General features: G+C 44.0%; 16 protein-coding genes. 7 read left to right on the top strand and 9 right to left on the bottom strand.

Annotated elements, in window-relative coordinates; genetic code table 11:
• Positions 1-10: 10 nt before the first annotated feature.
• The 4 genes from ACVA53_RS20415 to ACVA53_RS20400 all read right to left on the bottom strand — a co-directional run bounded on the left by ACVA53_RS20415 (position 11) and on the right by ACVA53_RS20400 (position 6,194).
• The gene (locus ACVA53_RS20415; RefSeq protein WP_446506110.1) at positions 11-1,828 is read right to left on the bottom strand and encodes an ABC transporter ATP-binding protein/permease; all 1,818 of its coding nucleotides are present in this window, start codon (positions 1,826-1,828) and stop codon (positions 11-13) included.
• 121 nt (positions 1,829-1,949) lie between these two features.
• Positions 1,950-2,627 carry an SDR family oxidoreductase gene (locus tag ACVA53_RS20410; protein ID WP_446506109.1) on the bottom strand — a complete coding sequence of 226 codons (678 nt, stop codon included), beginning with the start codon at positions 2,625-2,627 and terminating at the stop codon, positions 1,950-1,952.
• 102 nt (positions 2,628-2,729) lie between these two features.
• The gene (locus ACVA53_RS20405; RefSeq protein WP_446506108.1) at positions 2,730-4,346 is read right to left on the bottom strand and encodes a sulfatase-like hydrolase/transferase; all 1,617 of its coding nucleotides are present in this window, start codon (positions 4,344-4,346) and stop codon (positions 2,730-2,732) included.
• Positions 4,347-4,418: 72 nt separating this feature from the next.
• Positions 4,419-6,194 carry a solute:sodium symporter family transporter gene (locus ACVA53_RS20400; RefSeq protein WP_446506107.1) on the bottom strand — a complete coding sequence of 592 codons (1,776 nt, stop codon included), beginning with the start codon at positions 6,192-6,194 and terminating at the stop codon, positions 4,419-4,421.
• A gap of 211 nt (positions 6,195-6,405) precedes the next feature.
• Here ACVA53_RS20400 and ACVA53_RS20395 point away from each other — a divergent pair, with 211 nt between their 5' ends.
• Positions 6,406-7,263: a helix-turn-helix transcriptional regulator gene (locus tag ACVA53_RS20395; RefSeq protein WP_446506106.1), complete on the top strand. Its 858-nt coding sequence runs from the start codon at positions 6,406-6,408 to the stop codon at positions 7,261-7,263.
• A gap of 222 nt (positions 7,264-7,485) precedes the next feature.
• Here the strand turns inward: ACVA53_RS20395 and ACVA53_RS20390 are convergent, their stop codons facing one another.
• From ACVA53_RS20390 to ACVA53_RS20370, 5 genes are read right to left on the bottom strand one after another with little or no spacing between them, the layout of a single operon-like run.
• Positions 7,486-8,766 carry a glucose-6-phosphate isomerase gene (locus tag ACVA53_RS20390; RefSeq protein ID WP_446506105.1) on the bottom strand — a complete coding sequence of 427 codons (1,281 nt, stop codon included), beginning with the start codon at positions 8,764-8,766 and terminating at the stop codon, positions 7,486-7,488.
• On the bottom strand, positions 8,753-9,970 hold the full coding sequence (gene manA / locus ACVA53_RS20385; protein ID WP_446506104.1) for a mannose-6-phosphate isomerase, class I: 1,218 nt from the start codon (positions 9,968-9,970) through the stop codon (positions 8,753-8,755). Before manA ends, ACVA53_RS20390 begins: the two co-directional genes overlap by 14 nt.
• A 5-nt stretch (positions 9,971-9,975) precedes the next feature.
• Positions 9,976-11,253, bottom strand: coding sequence for a TRAP transporter large permease (locus tag ACVA53_RS20380; RefSeq protein ID WP_446506103.1), 1,278 nt, complete (start codon positions 11,251-11,253; stop codon positions 9,976-9,978).
• Between the two features lie 3 nt (positions 11,254-11,256).
• Entirely contained in the window at positions 11,257-11,775 is a 519-nt protein-coding gene (locus tag ACVA53_RS20375) for a TRAP transporter small permease (protein ID WP_446506102.1), read from the bottom strand.
• Between the two features lie 55 nt (positions 11,776-11,830).
• On the bottom strand, positions 11,831-12,853 hold the full coding sequence (locus tag ACVA53_RS20370; protein ID WP_446506101.1) for a TRAP transporter substrate-binding protein: 1,023 nt from the start codon (positions 12,851-12,853) through the stop codon (positions 11,831-11,833).
• A gap of 356 nt (positions 12,854-13,209) precedes the next feature.
• On the opposite strand from ACVA53_RS20370, the gene ACVA53_RS20365 reads away from it, so the two are divergent.
• From ACVA53_RS20365 to larB, 6 genes are all read left to right on the top strand, one after another.
• The gene (locus ACVA53_RS20365) at positions 13,210-14,100 is read left to right on the top strand and encodes a PfkB family carbohydrate kinase (protein WP_446506100.1); all 891 of its coding nucleotides are present in this window, start codon (positions 13,210-13,212) and stop codon (positions 14,098-14,100) included.
• Between the two features lie 15 nt (positions 14,101-14,115).
• A complete protein-coding gene (locus tag ACVA53_RS20360) occupies positions 14,116-14,991 on the top strand; it encodes a class II fructose-bisphosphate aldolase (protein ID WP_446506099.1) in 876 nt (291 codons plus the stop codon).
• A gap of 39 nt (positions 14,992-15,030) precedes the next feature.
• A complete protein-coding gene (locus ACVA53_RS20355) occupies positions 15,031-16,467 on the top strand; it encodes a lactate racemase domain-containing protein (RefSeq protein ID WP_446506098.1) in 1,437 nt (478 codons plus the stop codon).
• An 80-nt stretch (positions 16,468-16,547) separates the two neighbouring features.
• A complete protein-coding gene (locus ACVA53_RS20350) occupies positions 16,548-17,867 on the top strand; it encodes a LarC family nickel insertion protein (RefSeq protein ID WP_446506097.1) in 1,320 nt (439 codons plus the stop codon).
• The gene (locus ACVA53_RS20345) at positions 17,864-18,670 is read left to right on the top strand and encodes a hypothetical protein (protein ID WP_446506096.1); all 807 of its coding nucleotides are present in this window, start codon (positions 17,864-17,866) and stop codon (positions 18,668-18,670) included. Before ACVA53_RS20350 ends, ACVA53_RS20345 begins: the two co-directional genes overlap by 4 nt.
• Positions 18,670-19,326, top strand: a complete 657-nt coding sequence (gene larB / locus ACVA53_RS20340; protein ID WP_446506095.1) for a nickel pincer cofactor biosynthesis protein LarB — start codon at positions 18,670-18,672, stop codon at positions 19,324-19,326. Before ACVA53_RS20345 ends, larB begins: the two co-directional genes overlap by 1 nt.
• Positions 19,327-19,404: the final 78 nt, after the last annotated feature.

Below are 19,404 nucleotides of genomic sequence, written 5' to 3'. Positions count from 1 at the left end.
AACTTGAACACTAGTGGTTCATATGCTTAAACTGCAGATCGACTAAGCGCTGATATAACTCACTGCTTTGCATTAATGATGAGTGATTACCTATATCGGCCAGTCGCCCCTGATCAAAAACGGCAATTTGATCAGCATGCTGAATCGTCGAAAGACGATGGGCAATAATAAGGGTGGTTCTCCCGCGCATGAGTTCTTCGAGGGCTTGCTGAACATGGTATTCGCTTTCGCTGTCCAGTGCGCTGGTCGCCTCATCAAGAAGCAGTATTTTAGGGTCTTTTAAAATAGCTCTGGCAATGGCAATTCGCTGTCGTTGTCCACCTGATAACCTGACTCCCCGCTCTCCGAGGAAGCTATCGTAACCATCAGGCAAATTTATAATGAAGTCATGGGCATGGGCTTTTTGGGCGGCTTCAATAACCTGCTCATCGGTTGCCTGCGGGTTGCCATAGCGAATATTGTGGAAGACATTATGGCTGAATAACGCAGGTTGCTGTGGTACCAAGGCCATTTGGTGACGTAGCTCGCTAGGATCAAACTGACGAATATCCACGCCGCCTAGCGTCACTTTGCCTGATTGCGGATCGTAGAAGCGCTGCAATAATTCGAACAAGGTTGTTTTACCTGCACCTGACGGCCCAACAAGGGCCAATACCTTCCCTTCCTCAGCCTTGAGCTTCAACTGTTTGATGGCTGCCTGATCCGGCCTTGAGGGATAACAAAATGTGACGTTGTCAAACTCCACTTCTGCAGACAACGTCAGAGGAGAAACCACACTCTGGTTTGGCGCAACAATATGGCTGTCGACATGAAGTAACTCTATCAACCTTTCAGTGGCTCCAGCCGCACGTTGAAGCTCGCCCATCACCTCGGAAATGGTAGCCAGCGATGAAGCAACCATAATGGCATAGAACACAAAAGCCCCTAAATCTCCCGCCGACATCACACCATGGATGACATCACTGCCACCTACCCAAAGCATGCCTGCAATCGCACTGAAAACGATAACAATCACACCGGAGATCAAAATCGCACGCTGCATAACCCGTTGGCGACCGATGTCGAATGCCTTTTCAACTTCAGCCGCAAATGAGGCTCTTTCTTGCTCTTCGTGGCTATAACTTTGCACTGTCTTGATGTGCTCTATCGCCTCGCCGGCATAACTCCCTACATCGGCCATGGAGTCTTGACTCTGGCGCGATAATGCTCTGACACGACGACCGTAAATAAGGATCGGGACAAGTACAAACGGCACCGAAGCCAGCACAATCAACGTCAGTTTTACGTTAGTTGCAAACAGCATGATAATCGCGCCGATACACATCAATGTACTGCGCATCGCCATCGAAAAAGACGAGCCGATAATACTTTGCAACAAGGTGGTATCAGTAGTGAGTCGAGACATGATCTCGCCACTGCCATTGGTTTCAAAATAACTGGGGTGCAAAGTGATGACATGATTGAACACCGCAAGCCGAATATCTGCGCTGACCCGCTCCCCCACCGAAGAGACCAAATAAAAACGAAAGAAGGTGCCAATAGAGATAAGCACTGTAACCACAAGAATAAACTGAATGGCATTGGCAAGCTCGCTGGTCGACTGCTGGGAAAAGCCTTCATCAATCAAAATTCGCACACCATGACCAACAGATAGGGTCAAAGAGGCTGTGAAGATCAGCGCCACCAGCGCAGCCAGTACCCGTCCTCGATATGGACGAACGAACTTAACGAGCTCCAACAAAATACTGAGGCTCTTGCGCTGCCCTTTTGGGTCCAACGTCTTGTTTTGAATATTACTGCTTGGTGATGTTTGACTAGACGATTCCATAGGTGTGCCTTTCGTTTTCCATTTAGCAAGCTTATCACTAAGCGCCCTAGGAATTCCTAACGGATGCAATTTCAGAGAAAAAGCCCCAGTATTTCTGCTGAGGCTTTCCTTTTCGTCACTATTACTCGATTTCGACCGGTGGCCGGAATACCATTTCATGCATAACGAGGTCTTGTGGTAATTCCAACAACAGTGCAATAGTCTTGGCAACACTTTCAGGGTGCATGTATTGCGGGCGGTCAGCTTCTCTAAAATTGGTATCGGTACCACCAGGGAATAATGAGGTTACCTTAATACCATGTGGCTGCGCCTCTTTCATAAGGATTGCACTAAAACCAGCTAACCCTTGCTTCATCGCCGTATACACACTCATTGTTTCATTTGAGCGTTTAGCAACCGTGCTGAGAATATTGATAATTTGACCACTCTTGGTCGGCTTCATCACTTTGAATGCCTCTCGACTGAGCAAAGCTGGCGCTCTCAGGTTCACGGCATACTGGTGGTCAAACTCTTCTAATGTAAATTCATCAATACCGCACTTACGCGAATTCATTCCGGCATTGTTAACCAATACATCCAACCCACCGAGTTTCTCGACCGCAACCTCGAAAAGTTCAATCGCTTGCTTCGGATCACTCAGATCAGCTTGGCTCGTGTGGCAACCAGTTAGCTTACTAAGCTCTGCCAACTTGTCACTATTTCGCCCTGACGCAACAACAAAATGCCCTTGTTCACACAGTGTTTTGGTAAGCTCATAGCCAATACCACTGGTCGCCCCTGTTATTAGTACACGCTTCATTCTTATCCCTATTAAGTAACCCTTAACAATGACTGTTTACCAGTTTGTCATATTAATAGGGATAAAAGAATACGAGAGTTTTTAAACGTAATTACGCCCCCCTTAAACAGGTTTAAGCATTTGCATGTCAGCGCCGATATCGTTAGATAAATATTCCATATTATGCAATCGATATGAAGCCCAATATCCCCGCCAACGAACATCAGAACTCAATACATTGGCCATTTGAGCAACAAGTTCTGATCGCATAGCTTCCCCGACATCTTCATAGAACTGATTTACTTGCATATCGGCGTCAACATCATACAACTCTTGATAACCGGTAGATGCGTTGTAACCATAAAACCACTCCTTCCCAAACAACTCTAGCCTTATAGCAGCGCCTAAATTCATCCCCACATGCATCCCTGTCTGAAAAACTTGGACAAGTGGCTCCCTTTCTTCACCCCTGGCAACTTTTCTCAAATCGCCACCTTCCATATGGCTGGGTTTTTCAATACCAGCAAAAGCCAGCAATGTAGGACCAATATCCAGTGCCGAGCAAACCGTTTCTACCGTCTTCAATACGGGTAAACAAACCTTCGGTGGTTTGATATAAAGTGGAATTGAAAAAATATCAGGTTGAAAATAGACGCCTTTATCAGCCATTCCCAAGCGGCCATTCATATCTCCATGATCGGCTGAAAATACAATGGCGCAATCGTCCCACAGCCCTTCCGATTTCAGGTAGTCAATCAAACGACCAACAGCAAAGTCGATCACTTCCACTTGGAGTAGATGGCCGGCAATATAATCAATCACCGTTTCTTCATCATACATACCCCAATATTTTCTGTATAACGCGTAGATTGGATTATCTGGCAGTGTGTCTTTATCCTGCAGTTCAGCATAACTTGTCGGTAGTTGCACTGAACGCTTTATTTCTGCATAACGAGACTCAAACCCACTAGGGATAGAGTACGGCTGATGAGGGTCAAAGAAGTCCAATTGAGCAAAGAAGGGACGATTAGGCTCCTGCCTCCTAGCAGCTTTTATCTGACGGACAGTTAGATCAGCAAGAAACGTCGAATAATGGGCTTCTTTGGGAAAATCAGTACCATCGGATTGCTCTATCCAGCCGCCAAAAGAATTAGCTGGCGTTTGTTTATCTGCCCTCAGTCCACGAAGCTCCCTGCGGTAACGCGGAAGTTGTACATTCAATGCGTCAAGGTATTCAAGATACCTGTCATCGTCGACAACAGGTGGTCCCCACCGGTCCCAGGCATGTAAGTTTTCACCAAAAGTGCGAATAAATTTATCCACGCCGACATGACACTTCCCTGAGTGTTTGAGTACATACCCTTCTGATTTCAAATAATCTTGAAATATAACATCATCTACACCCAAATCGACCTGTGAACCACAGGGCGCACGCTCACCGTTGGTCAAATAAGGGGGATGCATACCGGTAAACATAGCAGCTCGTGCAGGGCCACATAAAGGACTTGTGGTATACGTTCGATCAAATCGCGTGCCCTCAGCCGCAATCAAATCAAGATTAGGCGTGTTGATGACCTTAGAAAGTGGTCTTGTATCAAAGTAACAATCTGGCGATATCATATCGACAGTGATGAAAACGATATTAGGCTTTCTAACTGCGGAGTCGACACAATAACTCCCTTGACGTAACTTCGGGTTAAGGAATTTATGATTGAGTCCAGTATCTTCAAATAACGACATCTTTTTCTCTCACATTGCAGATGATTGCATCAGGAAGTAGGCAGGGTAAACCCTGCCTTTATCAAGCCGAGGTTATACCTCTTTGGCCACGCCAACGGTGGTGGATTGCTTCGAGGAATGGCGGTTTAACAGGCGATGAAGAACAAAGCACAACACTGCCACTAACGACAAAGCCGCGATGACTTTTCCAGCACTTCCCTGCTCACCGAGTATGCCAATTCCAGAAAATACGGTGTAGAGCAAAGCCAACAAGCCAATAATCATCCAGCTAGCATGAACTGCATATTTCCACGGTTTTACTTCAACTTGGTTGGTGTAGACTTGTTCGTAAGGTTTAGACATCGGCTTAAGGTATCGAACCGTCATCATAATACTGACCATCCATAGGAAATTCAGTCCAACAAGGTGTAGCCAGTGGATTTGAACAATACCAAAGTCGCCTTTAAGTACGAAGTGGGCGATATAGAAAGACACCATACCAACGGGCAAAGCGATGTAGGCAGCTAAGGCCGGGGTTCGCTTAGAGACAATGCCAACCAAAATCACCGTTAAGATTGGCACATTGATAACCGCCATGATGGTTCTCATCAAAGTGTAAAGCCCGTCAGCCTGGGCAATAAATGGGGCGATACACACACAGATTACAATAGTAACAGCCCCAAACATTTTGCCCATTCTCACGACTTTTAAATCATCAGCTTTAGGATTGATGATTTGCTTGTAAATATCCAAGCTGACAAGTGTCGAAAGGCTATTGACACCACTGTTGAACGAGCTCATGACAGCACCGAACAATACTGCCCCAAAGAACCCCGTCAACCATGACGGCATAACTTCACGCACTAACGTTGGATACGCCATATCCTTGGCTAGGATTGCCTCACCAGCTTCAGTAAAACCACGAGTGGGTACAGTGATCATCCCTTTTTGGTGCATATGCCATGCAATGATCCCTGGTAGAACCAACATAGCAACGCCGACGACTTTCATTGCCGCAGCAGCTAACACACCTTTTTGGCCTTCCGCTAAGTTTTTTGCCCCCAGAGCACGCTGTACTATTGCCTGATTTGTACACCAGTAGAACAAGTTTATTAATAAAATACCGGAGAATAGAGTGTGCCAAGGAATGGCAGCCCCTTCACCCACACCGGCAGCTGCCATTCTTTCAGGGGCTTCTGTAATTAGGATATTGAAGCCTTCAGCTACACTGCTATCACCAAGTTGATAGAGCGCCAAAATAGGCACAAGAAAACCGCCAAAAAGCAAACCAACACCATTGACCGTATCTGATACCGCAACGGCCTTAAGTCCGCCAAATACAGCATAGATACCACCGACAATGCCAAGCCCGATGACCATTATCCAGGTAGCAGCGGTGTCACTAACTCCGAGAACGTCAGCCACACCAAACAGTTTTCCTAGTGTGATAGCACCTGCGTACAGCACAAAAGGAAGAAACCCGATGACGATGGCATAGATAAAGATAAACGACGCCACAGAACGCATCCGTTTACCATAACGCGCTTCTAAAAATTGAGGAACAGTAGCAACCCCTCCTTTGAGAAACCTTGGCAGGAACACAACAGCCAAGATGATCATAGTTACGGCAGCGACGGTTTCCCATGCCATCACACTCGCACCATTGGCAAATGCGTTACCATTCAGCCCTGTCAGCTGCTCCGCCGAAATATTGGTCAAAAATAGTGAACCAGCAACAACAAACCAAGGCAAACTCCGTCCTGCTAGAAAATATCCAGTTGATTGTTTGAGATTTTCTTGTTTGGTTGCTTTGTATGAAATCAAGGCAACCAATAAGGTAAATAATATGAACGAGCTCATTGCTATCATGTGTAAACTCTCCATGTAGGTAGCGTTTTTTATTTTTATACGCTTTCAAATGTTCTATCTTTCTGCGAATTTATGCTTTGTTAATATGCACCCTTCAATATTGACCGCAATCACAAATATCATTCACATCTAAATATCAACTGGGAATATAATTTAAATTCACACATTATTAGATGTACTTAACGAACCAATCCATGAAGAAAACGAAACTATGAAGAATCAACCATTGATTATTACGAAAAATGTGAGCTTCAGCAGTGTTGGCATTCGCTCTTTTTGGGATGTGATTGGTGATGAAAGCTATATAAATGTGTGGCCACGCGACAGGCGGTTACCAATATCTGATAACACGCTAGTTGTAGTTTACACTGAAAAAGGCAATGGAATCATAGAATTAAAAAGTGGAAAAAGAATAAAAATCCGAGGTAACTGCTTAATTTTCCTCGATCCCAAGGCAATAAATAGCTATTGGTGTGATGGGTTTATTTGGAAACTATATTGGATAGAAATTTTTATAGAACAAGAATCCTTAGTGAATATACCGAAAGAAAAAGTGATCCAGATCGATAATCATAGACATTTCGAAATTCAATTCGAAGAGCTTCTTGATTCTCTAAAGAAGCAAAAAAACACATTCATTAATTACGCAGCGGCATTATTCAATAAAATATTTTATGAATGGTTATTAACTGTAAACCAAGAGCAGCACTCAAAATCCTATAACAATGTAAAGTTAGTCATTGAGGAAATGCACCACAAACTATCTGAAAACTGGCAAGTAAAATCAATGGCGATGTTTATTGGTTGCAGTGAACAACATTTAAGAAAACTCTTTCTTAATCATACGGGTAAATCACCTAAAGAGTATTATCTACAGCTGAAGCTCGATATTGCTTTAGGCGTTCTGAAACGAGGGAACAAATCTGTCTCGCAAATTGCCTATGACCTTGGCTTTTCTGACGCATTTCATTTCAGCAATGTCTTTAAGAAACGTTTTGGGTACCCACCTTCCAGCGTAGAGCCGATAGTATACACAGCACAACAACTTATTAGTGCAGATTCTGATTAATACCAATCTAGATAAATAGTTGATCAAGTATTTTCACTGGATAAATTGTTGTTCTCAAAGCAGATATTACAGTAACTAGTGGCTCTAATTACAAAATATCTAACGCAGAAAACAGCTATTTTAACCTGCAAGACTGATCAAATATTTATGTAGGTTGATATAATAGCCAAAAGAGCCGGCATTTAGCCGACCCTTTCAAGGTAAATATCAAATATGGAATAATTAGCTCTTCAAAATTTTCATCATTTCCGCTTTGTATTGATCTACACCATTTTGGTCAAACGGATTAACACCAGCCATGTAGCCACCAACTGCCACACTCATCATGAAGAAGTACATCATGCCGCCCAAGTGATATTCATCGAGCTTTGCAATAGAGATCTCTAGATTAGGTACTCCGCCTTCTGAGTGTGCAACCATACTCGCTTGCTTGATAGAAGCTTGAATATGATTCAAAGACGAACCAGCAAGGAAGCCTAAGTTATCCAAATCTTCCTCAAGTGCTGGCACAGGCACATCAATTGGCTTATCCGTCACATGAAGAACCGTCTCAAAAAGGTTACGTCGCCCTTCTTGTACCCATTGACCCAATGAGTGCAAATCGGTTGAATATAAAACACTCGCAGGGAATAACCCTTTTCCATCTTTGCCATCACTTTCACCAAACAGCTGTTTCAGCCATTCAGAAAAATACGCCATATAAGGTTCATAACTCACGAAAAGCTCAATCTCTTTACCTTTCTGGACCATGATATTACGGGTAATGGCGTACTTCAGTGCAGGGTTGGCTTCTACCTCATCAGATTCGCAAACCGTCATCATCTGTTTAGCACCAGCAAGTAAGGCATCAATCTCAATACCGGCAACAGCCAGAGGTAACAAACCCACAGGAGTGAATACAGAAAAACGTCCCCCTACTTCATGCGGTAGGTGATACATTGGGTAACCTTGCTCAGCAACGATGTCTTTCAATGGACCACGGAATTTATCAGTTGTGACAATAATTCGTTTCTTTGCACCCTCTTTGCCAAAACGGCGCTCAAGTTCTGCGCGCAAAATTCTGAACGTCACTGCGGTTTCAAGCGCCATTCCTTCTTTTGCAATTACATTGATACAGTAATTTTTGCCCGCTAAATATTGCATGACTTCGTCAAGGTAACGAGCGCTTAAGTTATGGGCAGTAAATAAAATTTCAGTTTTTTGATCATTCTCAACGGCCGGTTGAAGCGCTTCCATAATCGCTTTATGACCCAGATATGAGCCACCGATCCCGATACAAACAAACGCATCAAATTGTTGCTGAATAGCTTCCGCTCGCTGTTTGATATCAGCAACCTCTTCCAAGTCAATAGTTTCTGGAAGACGAATCCAACCATGGAAGTCACTGCCTACACCTTCTCCTGTCATTAATTGATGATGGGCCAACTTCGCATAAGGAGCTAATTGAATGTATTCATGACTTTTAACTGCTTGGTTAAGATATTCAGTATTAATCGTTAGCATTTTTCTTCCCATAACTTGCAATATACCCTACACAACCTGTAGATCTTAATAAAACTTTGGTATTGGCAGGTATGATAAATGTCTCACCCTGACAGTATTTTTTATAATCACCTTCATACGAAACTGATAACTGCCCCTGAGCAACAAAAACCATACTTAAATAAGATAATTGATATTCAACTTCCGCATTTTCATCATCAAATGTCAATTGGTTTAAATTAAATGCCTCGGTGCCACCATGTTGATAGCATCGAATATTTACTTCACCTGCAATTACTGTTGGTGTTAATAGTTGCGGTTCGACCTCACAGTACTCAATCAAACGGTGTACTTCATCAAGATCGACGTGTAATTTCGTAGGCCCGATACGTACCACATTGTCAGAATTCGACATGATCTCTATATTCTGCCCAGCGAGGTAAGCATGAGGGACCCCTGCACTTTGGTAGATCCCTACCCCCACAGGTACATGAACAATATTCATCATGAACATGGCAACTAAGCCACGATCGTAACCACTACGATGCTCGAGAACCGCACGGCAGACCCAATACTCAGGCTCCAGTTGGCTAATTTGACCACATAAATAATGGTCTTGATGAGTTTCAATTATTTCAGCGAGTAGAATATTGATTTCGGCCTGTGGCAATCGCATCAATAATTCAAAAGCCGACTGAATCCCAAACAAGCGCACTTGGTTGCATAATTGACCAAAAGAAGCGTACGATGTGAAGCGGCGTAATATCGTCTCTCTTGCCGTAAAGCCATGAGCTAACCAACAAGGTGTCAACGCAACCATCATTTCTGGCTTATCATTGCGATCTCGGTAAGTCCGCTCAGGCGCTGTCCGCTCAATACCAAGTTGATCCTGCCTGTTAAACCCTTCTTCAGCTTGAACTTTGGTCGGATGAACCTGTATCGCCAACATCTGATTCACATCGAGAATTTTCATCAAAAAAGGAAGTGGGAATTCCCCTTGTCGCTCTTCTTCTGCCTGGGCCTGCTGATTGGATTTAAGCCAATCGAGTAGTTGCCGCTGCTCACCATTAATCTCGATCAAAGATGAATCATCAGGATGTGCGCCTAACCACCACTCAGCAAAAGGTTTGGAGCTCTTATTGTCCACACCAATGAGAGATGGAATATAATCCTCACCACCCCATGCATAATGCCGAGGTTTACCTAATATGGAAAAAGTACTCATAATGATTACAGCCACATTGTCGAGAAGAAAGGAACGAATGTAATGAGTAACAACGACACAATCATGCCCAGAACTAAGGGAAGTGCTCCCTTAAAAACTTGAGGTACAGAGGTATTACTTAGTTGATTGGCGATAAATAAATTACCACCAAAAGGTGGTGTTACAAAACCAATACCCAAGTTAATAATCATCATAATACCGAACTGATAAACCCCCATTCCGAATTGTTGTAGCAATGGATATAACAGTGGCGTCAAAATTATGATCGCAGCCAATGTATCCATAAAACAACCGACAAATAAGAGGAAAAGGTTAATCATCAGTAATGTCATCAGCATCGTAGTGACGTTATCTGACATCATTCCAGCAATAATTGCGGGGACATCCTGAGAAGTGAGTACTTTGCCGAAAGCGGTTGCAAAGGTCATCAGGAACATAGCGACCACGGTAATCATGGCAGCAGTTGATAATACCTTAAATGTGTCTTTTATTTTCAGATCTTTATGGACAAAGACACCAATAACATACGAATAAAAGCAAGCAACTGCAGCTGACTCTGTTGGCGTAAATATACCAGAATAAATACCACCAAGAATAATAACTGGAGTCAAAATAGCCCAACGAGCGTGTTTAAATGCCGCCACGCGAGTTTCGAAAGTCCCTTTTTCACGGTGTCCCCCCCAGCCATTAAGCTTTGAGATCCACCACGCTGGTACGGCCATTCCAACAGCTAATAAGAAGCCTGGAATAATGCCAGCTAGAAACATATTAGAAACCGAGGTTGCATACTGGGTAAGTGAATATATGATCATCGGATTACTTGGCGGAATAATAATGGCTATAACACCAGAGCACGCCGCAACCCCTGCTGCAAAGCCAGGGTTATAACCTTGCTTTATCATAGCTGGGATTGTAATACTTCCCACGGCAGCAACGGTTGCCGGCGCTGATCCTGAAAGCCCGCCAAAGATCACGCTTGTCATAATGGTTACAATGGCAAGACCACCATACATGTGACCAAAAAACTCTTCAGACAAATCCAAAATACGTTGTGCGACCCCGCCAGTCGCCATAATGGTTCCTGCCAATACAAACATTGGGATTGCGAGTAACGGAAAACTGTCTATTGACTGAAAAGTATCTAACGCCATCTCGAATATTTCGAGCCCGAGCAATTTGTTATAAATAATTAAAACAATACCAATTGCTATTGCAACGGGCACTCTGACTATTACCATAGTGATAAAGCCAAAGATTAGCATTAATACCGGTAAAGTGGTCATCGCTTACACCTCCTCATGAAGGGTTAGTTCTGTATTTCCAGTTTGTCTATAGTCCATTACGGAGGCAATGATATTTTGGATAATACGAATACATGTTAGACCGAAAGCAAATGGTAACATTGAAAGTTGAATCCAATATTCAAACCCTAATGCTTCTGTTTTCGTACCAAGCATCTTATGAAATTCAACAGCCTCCAATGCTGCTTGGGTAAACAAATAAGAAAAAATCAAAAACATAACATTGGAAATAATATCCAAAGAGAGTTTTTTCACAGGTGATATATCTTTTGGCCACAAATCAATAATAATATGCCTATTACATTTTACCGCCCAAGGCACACCAAGGAAGACAATAAATAACATCAGCATTCTTGCTATTTCATCAGTGAATGCTGATGGCGACATGAAGACGTATCGATTAATTACTTCAATATTTAAAGAGATGGCAATATAACCAAGCATGATTGAACAAAAAAATTCTTCAAAATGTTGGTCAACTTTTTTTATGATGGTCAGTAACATAACTACCTCTACCAATAATCACCTGCACTGACGTGCAGGTGATGTTTTTGCAGAATTACTGTGCTGCAGCGGTTTTAATCAACTTAATAAACTTAAGCTCATCTTCGCTCATACCACGTGTCGCTAGAGGCTCTGCAGCTTCCATCGCTGCGCGACGGAACGAGTTTAATTCCTCATCGGTCGGTTGAATAACTGTTGCACCATTGTCTGCAAACGAAGTAAAGGCCAAATCGATTGCATCATAGTGTAGCTGCTTCGTTTTCATTACTGCTTCGTCGGCAGCCTGCTGCAGCATTTCCTGTTGCTCTTCTGGTAGACGGTCCCAGAAACGTTTGTTAATTACAACAAAGGTAGGATGAGCCTGGAAGTTAAGGTTATTGAATACCTTCGCGACCTCATTCAAGGCAAACGCTTGAGCTGTGACTGGTGGTATAGCTAGGCCATCAACAATGCCTGTTTGTAGAGATGTGTATACCTCAGAAATACCCATTGTGGTGCCTGCCGCACCCCAGCTTTCGACGATACCGCGCTCGACCGGGTTTGGCGTGACGCGGAATTTCATACCGTTTACATCATCCATAGTTCGAACTTCTTTGCCGTTGGTTAGCACGCCGCGAAATTCAAATGGTGTTGCATAAAGCAAACGAAGGTTCTTCTCACCTAGAAATACTTGTAATTGATCAGCAACTTCGCCAGAAAGCCGACCATCTTGATATAGCAGCTCAATACTCTGCTCGGGGCCATTTAATAAAAATGGCACATCAAAGGCCTTGAAAGCATCCACTACAGTACCCAAATTCGCACCTGACGTTTGTGCGGCATGAACTTGGCTACCAATCTGAGCTTTCTGCAATAACTGGGTATCATTACCTAACGCACCACCAAAGCTCGTTTGAATAGTAATCGCGCCATCAGACAATTCTTGTGCCCTTTCCTGAAACGCAATCATTGTTTGAGACATCGGAGTATTTTCTTGCGTTGTGTTGGCAATGGTCAAATGTGTGTTCTTAGCAAATGCTGATGTAGATGTGAGTGCCATCGTTAGGGCAGCAGCAAGAACAGTTACAGACCTCTTCATAATATATCCTTATCACGTTATTGGAATTAACTATTTATTGGTTTTAATGGTTCATTCAAAATGAACTCTATTTTCTGGCTTCCGTTTTTTTCTAATTTAACCATTTGCGACACCCATTTTATCGACACAGATCACGTTAATTACAAGCGTGATCTGTATCACTTCGATTTTGTGATCTTCCGCATCACGTGAAAATATATAAGCGCATGATTTAAATAACTTATATTTATTTAAAGAGATGTCGATCACCATTCTGAAAAGTGAGGTATTGATCAAACAATGAGTTTAGGACGACAATAGAGTCACTGGTTTGGGTTTCTCTGGCTTCCAGCTTTTTAATTTTTGAGGAGCTCGTTTTGAATATATTGTGTATTGGTAATGCCACTTGGGATCGCATATTTAATGTGAATGAAATCCCCTCAGAGGCAACAAAGTACTTTTCAACTTCTTACCATGAAATTGGTGGTGGAGTGGCAGCAACAGCTGCCGTGGCAATAGCAACACTTGGGGCTAATGTCTCATTGTTAGCACGCTTAGGTAATGACAATGTTGGACATTTAATAAAAGAAGACCTTAATAAATGGGGGGTCGATACATCCCTACTCCAACATTTTGATGACACTAGTTCAAGCAATGCTGTCGTACATGTTGATCCTGCCGGAGAACGTCAAATCACCGTTCATAGGGATCCTAATTTACCGATAAACAGTGACTGGATTACCGAATCATTACTTGAGAATGTCGACTGTATTTTATGTGACTGTACCTGGAGTGAAGGAGCAGAAAAACTACTAACCCTAGCCAATAGCAAAGGGATCCCATCGGTCATTGATGCTGATTTAGGTGGCGAGACCATGGCGAAGTTAGTCAATCTAGGAACTGATGTGGCTTTCTCCTACCCTGCACTGTGTCAGATGACTGGGGAAACGGACATCGAAAAAGCGTTGCTCGTAGCGCAGCAAAATACCCAAGGTACCGTCTATGTCACCAACGGTGAGTACGGCTGTTATTGGGTCGAAGACAGTATTGTAAAACATGTCTCTGGCTATCAAGTCAATGTCGTCGATACCACGGGTGCTGGTGATGTATTCCACGGTGCTCTGGCCTTTGCCATTGCCAATAAACTTAAAGGCGAGAATGCCGTTAATTTCGCAAATGCCGTTGCGGCATTGAAATGTACTAAACCTGGGGGCCGAGCCGGTATTCCAGATTACGAGCAAGTCATTAATTTTATTAAATCGCATTAAAACAGGAAATTATTTATGGCTCTTGTCACATTAAAAGAAGTTCTCGCTCACGCGAAAGAAAATAAATATGCCGTTGGCAGTTTTAATGCTGTTGATTTCAATCTTCTACGGGGCTTAATTGCGGCAGCGGAAGAAGAGAAGTCGCCCATTATTATTAATTTAGGCCAAGGTCAATTTCGATTGACTCCACCTGAATTGATCGCTCCAACTATGGTAAAAATGGCACAAGAAGCTTCAATACCTGTCGTACTGCACCTTGACCATGGTAAAGATGTTGAAACGTGTATTCGTGCACTCCGCCTTGGTTTCTCATCAATCATGTATGACGGCTCTGCCTTATCATTTGAAGAAAACCTAAAAAATACTCAAGACGTTATTCGGTTTGCTAAATACTATGGCGCTTCTGTTGAAGCTGAAATAGGAAAAGTCGGCAATACAGAAACTGGTGATGAAGAAGAAGTTCAGGTTGTGCAAGAACAAACAGAAGATCAACTCACCAAGCCAGAAGAAGCCAAAGCATTTGCGGATGGCGCAACGGATCTCGATGCCCTTGCCGTAGCATTTGGTACCGCGCATGGTCTTTACCACGGTGAGCCAAAGCTTGACTTCGACCGCCTTCGCGAGATTAACAAATCCATTGATGTACCTCTTGTCATGCACGGTGGATCTGGCTTGGACGACAGCGTCTATCGAGATGCCATTGCATGCGGCGTTTGCAAGATTAACTACTTCACTAACATGTCTCATGATGTCGGTAAGCAGGTTCAGGCCATGCTAAATGCAAAAGATGAAGCTTATTATCACGACACTATTCTTTACGCTATTGAAGCGACAAAACAGCATGCAGCTCGAATTATGCAAGTCTTTGGTAGCAGCGGTCAGGCCAATTAATCCACTGAGTTAAACATAATAATTAATACTGAGGAAAATATGAAAACAATTCAATTTGAATACGGCTCAGGTTTTATGGCCGCGCAACTGCCAGACTCTGCAGATGTATTTATTCCGGGTGAGACCGTTAAAGATCCAGAAGCACTGGTTGACCCGATTTCAGCTACACGTGATTCAATCCTAAACCCAATTGGTATGCCGCCAATCAGCGAGCAGGTCAAGCAAGGCTCAAAGGTAGCCATTGTATTCCCAGACCGTGTTAAAGGTGGTTGCCATGACACCGCTCATCGCCGAGTTTCAATTCCTATCATTTTGGAAGAGTGCCGTAAGGCCGGGGTTGAGAAGAAAGATATTTCCTTGATCTGCAGTAATGGCTTGCATCGCAAGAATACTGAAAAAGAGCTGCGTGAAATATTGGGAGATGAGGTATTCAATGCCTTTTATTGGGAAGGTCAGGTAGTCAATCACGACAGCGAAGATTGGGATAATCTTGTTGACCTTGGTCGAAATGAGCATGGTGATAAAGTTGTCATGAACAAAACCGTGTTCGAAGCTGATCTCGCGGTCATGATTGGTCATACCCTCGGGAATCCTTATGGAGGTTATTCAGGCGGCTATAAACACTGTGCGACTGGTATCACTAACTGGGAATGTATAGCATCACACCACATTCCACGTGTTATGCACCGCGACGACTTCACGCCAGTATCAAGCAAAAGCTTGATGCGCCAGAAGTTTGATCAGATCGGTAAGCACATGGAACTGCGTATGGGTAAAAAGTTCTTTACCTGTGATGCGGTACTCAATACTTTCTCCCAACAGATCTCGGTGTACACCGGTGGCTGTGAAGATATTCAACCATTTTGTTTCGCCGATGCCGACAAGCGTACCTATGCCAACTGGGCCGAAAAGAAATACGACATCATGGTCTTTGGCATGCCGCAGAATTTCCACTACGGAAACGGCCATGGCACTAACCCTGTTCTAATGATGCAAGCAATTGGTGCCCAAATTATCCGCCATAAGCGAGTAATGTCTGATAATTGCGTTGTGATTTGCTCTTCGCTGTGTAACGGGTATTTCCACGATGAGGAATTCCCTTCGTACCGTAAGTTATTCGAACTGTTCCAGACGGATTACTGTAATACGCTTGTCGATATCAATAAGCATATTGAATATATCGCCCGTGACGAGGAGATGATCAAGCAATATCGCTTCAATTACGGTTACCACCCATTCCATGGTTTCTCCATGACATCTTGTGGCCATATTGCAGAAATGAACACCAAAGCGGTGTACATCGTAGGTGCTCAAGAGCCAGGTTTAGCACGCCAAATGGGCATGAAAACCCGAGCAACGTTTGAAGATGCGTTGGCTGATGCGGTGCGTTACACCGGCACCAACCCGAATATCCTTGCACTGCCACAGGCATTCACCCGTGCGGCAATGCATTTGGGCAGCAAAGAAGAACTATAACGAAAACCAATATTTCCTGAGTTTGCCTCCGTTTCGGCGGTGGCCTTTTTTCCATCCAGATGACAACGCGTGGGGCAAAAATGCATATTCATCTTGATATAATTGGCGGAATTGCTGGAGATATGTTTTCTGCAGCAATGTTAGATGCGCATCCGCATTTAGAGCAACCTCTTCTCGACATGCTCAATTCACTACAGCTTGAAGAGCAAGTGGCCGTTACACTTAGCCATGGCGAAGATATGGGGCTAAATGGTAAACGCTTTAGTGTAGACCTAATAAAAAGCTCACACGACCATCACGACCATCACGACCATCACGACCATGTTCATCATAAACATGAGCACCAACATAGCCATGGTCATCACGATAACAACCATCACCATCATCATCACGACCATGAACATCATGAACACGAACACAGTCAGGAACATCACCACCATCATGACTGGCAGCACATTCATCGTTATTTGTTGAACAGCCAACTTGAAACTGAAGTAAAAAATACGGCTGTCGGTATCTTTAGTTTATTGGCGGCAGCAGAAGCAAAAGTACATAACATGGACATTGAACATGTTCAGTTTCATGAGGTAGGCGCTTGGGACTGTATCGTTGATATCATTTCAGCAGCCTGGCTCATCCATCATAGTCATGCTGCCAGCTGGTCAATGTCTTCATTACCTTGGGGGGGGGGCACTGTTAAATGTGCACATGGCATCATTCCCGTTCCGGCACCAGCAACACTTAACCTGCTAAAAGGGTTCAACTTTATTGATGATGGTGAAGGTGGTGAACGTATCACACCAACAGGCGCAGCCATCTTAGCCTGGCTATCACCAGAACAGTCAGTGGCTACAGGGCAATTTCAAATGGCGGGCTATGGTTTCGGCACCAGAAAGCTCTCCCAACGCGCCAACGTCATCAGAGCGAGTTTGATTAAGCCATCTAAACCTAAGATGAAAGAGCAAATCGCCATTGTTCAGTGTGATATCGATGACATGACAGGCGAAATGCTTGCTAATGCCAGAGAGTCGCTACGTCAGCAATCTGGTGTGTTGGAAATTACCGAAACAGTGGCCCATGGCAAAAAACACCGACTAATAAGCACACTCACCTTGCTATGCCAGCCCCATCATCTTAATGAGGTTGTCGAAGCGATTCTAAACCAAACATCCACTCTCGGTGTAAGACACTGGCTTTGTGACCGTGTCAGCTTACCTCGCCTTCATCATCAAATTACCCATGATGGAAAAGAGTTCAACGTAAAAACCGTCCAGCGACCAGACGGTAGTCAAACAAGTAAGCTAGAAGCGGATCACCTCAATGAGGTGGCCAACAGCTATCAAAAAAAACAACAGCTAAAACATGCGATTGAACAACATGCTGAGGAGTACCAACTATGAGTATTTCTACAAAATTAAAAGCGTTGCAGTACGTATTACAACAAATCGGCAAAGTAACCGTCGCGGTAAGTGGCGGCGTTGATAGCATGACCCTTGCCTATGTGGCCCATAAAACGTTGGGTAACAGGGCCAAAATGGTACATGCGACCTCCTCTGCTGTACCGAGTGCAGATACACGTCGCATCCAAAAATACGCCAAGGAGCAGGGATGGCAATTGGAGTTAGTTCAAGCTGGTGAGATGCAGGATACCGCTTACCGAAATAACCCTGTTAACCGTTGTTACCATTGTAAGTCAGCGCTCTATTCAACCCTAACAGCTATCGATTTTGGCCAAGTAGTCTCCGGCACAAACTTGGACGATCTGAGCGATTACAGGCCGGGACTTATTGCCGCGAAAGAAAAGGCTATCCGCCATCCATTCGTTGAAGCCGATATAGATAAAGCGACCATTCGCCAAATTGCTCAGCATTTTAAATTGACTGATATCGCTTTCTTACCGGCCTCACCTTGCCTAGCAAGCCGCGTCGAAACGGGAGTATTTATCCAGCCTGAGCAACTTGACCTGATCAATCGGGTTGAGACTAGCCTACGCCAACAAATCGATGCCGAAAATATCCGCTGTAGACTGCTCGCCCAACGACTGGTGTTGCAAATCGACGAAGAGAAACTCAGCACACTCCACAAAACGTTGATCGATAATATCATTGCAGATACACAATCAATGGCTAACGAAGTCGGTTTGACATTACCGGTAGATGTCGCACCATACAAACGCGGCAGTGCATTCGTGAGGGTCGCGTAATGAGCAATATTACTATGGATTTTGAACGCCGTGCTCGTTGTGGCATTGAAGAAGCTGTTTTTTGTGAAGGTAAAACAGCCGAACAAATCAATACCATCATCAAGATGGCCAACGAACAACAACGCCGATTGTTACTCACCAGACTTAGCCAAGAAAAATGTGCACAACTAGAGCCGGCTAATCAAGAGCAGTTAATGTTTGATCCTCTCGGACGGACAGCGGTTCTAGGAGATCTGGAAGCACCTAACCCAATAGCAACGGTCGCCATTGTTTCGGGCGGAGCATCTGACGCTGCAGTCTGTAACGAAGTGGCTGTTACCTTGCAATATCACGGCATACACTGCGAACGCTATGAAGATATTGGTGTAGCTGCACTATGGCGCCTAACCAATCGATTAGAAGACATTAAAAAAGCCAATATCATTATTGCCGTTGCAGGGATGGAAGCCGCTTTACCTACCGTATTATCTGGCATGATCTCTAACCCTATTATCGCAGTACCGACCTCAGTCGGCTATGGCGTTAGCGAAGGAGGTCACCTTGCTCTAAACTCTTGCCTTGGTAGCTGTGCCGCCGGATTAACCACAGTTAACATTGACAATGGTTTCGGTGCAGCCTGTGCTGCGATAAAACTCATCAACCAATTCTGTCGTTAGTGCAAACCTAACGATTCAATGAGCCCCGCGCACATACCAGGCGCATAGCACCTTCTGGTGTACTGGTTAGGGCCACTT

The organism is Photobacterium sp. DNB23_23_1, from assembly GCF_052873815.1.
This window is presented reverse-complemented; position numbering and strand designations above follow the sequence as displayed.

Coding starts and splice junctions, on each gene's coding strand:
- ACVA53_RS20395 (WP_446506106.1), top strand. CDS start 6,406: ATGAAGAATCAACCATTGATTATTACGAAAAATGTGAGCTTCAGCAGT.
- ACVA53_RS20405 (WP_446506108.1), bottom strand. CDS start 4,346: ATGTCGTTATTTGAAGATACTGGACTCAATCATAAATTCCTTAACCCG.
- ACVA53_RS20360 (WP_446506099.1), top strand. CDS start 14,116: ATGGCTCTTGTCACATTAAAAGAAGTTCTCGCTCACGCGAAAGAAAAT.
- ACVA53_RS20400 (WP_446506107.1), bottom strand. CDS start 6,194: ATGATAGCAATGAGCTCGTTCATATTATTTACCTTATTGGTTGCCTTG.
- ACVA53_RS20390 (WP_446506105.1), bottom strand. CDS start 8,766: ATGCTAACGATTAATACTGAATATCTTAACCAAGCAGTTAAAAGTCAT.
- ACVA53_RS20355 (WP_446506098.1), top strand. CDS start 15,031: ATGAAAACAATTCAATTTGAATACGGCTCAGGTTTTATGGCCGCGCAA.
- ACVA53_RS20380 (WP_446506103.1), bottom strand. CDS start 11,253: ATGACCACTTTACCGGTATTAATGCTAATCTTTGGCTTTATCACTATG.
- ACVA53_RS20350 (WP_446506097.1), top strand. CDS start 16,548: ATGCATATTCATCTTGATATAATTGGCGGAATTGCTGGAGATATGTTT.
- ACVA53_RS20415 (WP_446506110.1), bottom strand. CDS start 1,828: ATGGAATCGTCTAGTCAAACATCACCAAGCAGTAATATTCAAAACAAG.
- ACVA53_RS20410 (WP_446506109.1), bottom strand. CDS start 2,627: ATGAAGCGTGTACTAATAACAGGGGCGACCAGTGGTATTGGCTATGAG.
- ACVA53_RS20345 (WP_446506096.1), top strand. CDS start 17,864: ATGAGTATTTCTACAAAATTAAAAGCGTTGCAGTACGTATTACAACAA.
- ACVA53_RS20370 (WP_446506101.1), bottom strand. CDS start 12,853: ATGAAGAGGTCTGTAACTGTTCTTGCTGCTGCCCTAACGATGGCACTC.
- manA (WP_446506104.1), bottom strand. CDS start 9,970: ATGAGTACTTTTTCCATATTAGGTAAACCTCGGCATTATGCATGGGGT.
- larB (WP_446506095.1), top strand. CDS start 18,670: ATGAGCAATATTACTATGGATTTTGAACGCCGTGCTCGTTGTGGCATT.
- ACVA53_RS20375 (WP_446506102.1), bottom strand. CDS start 11,775: ATGTTACTGACCATCATAAAAAAAGTTGACCAACATTTTGAAGAATTT.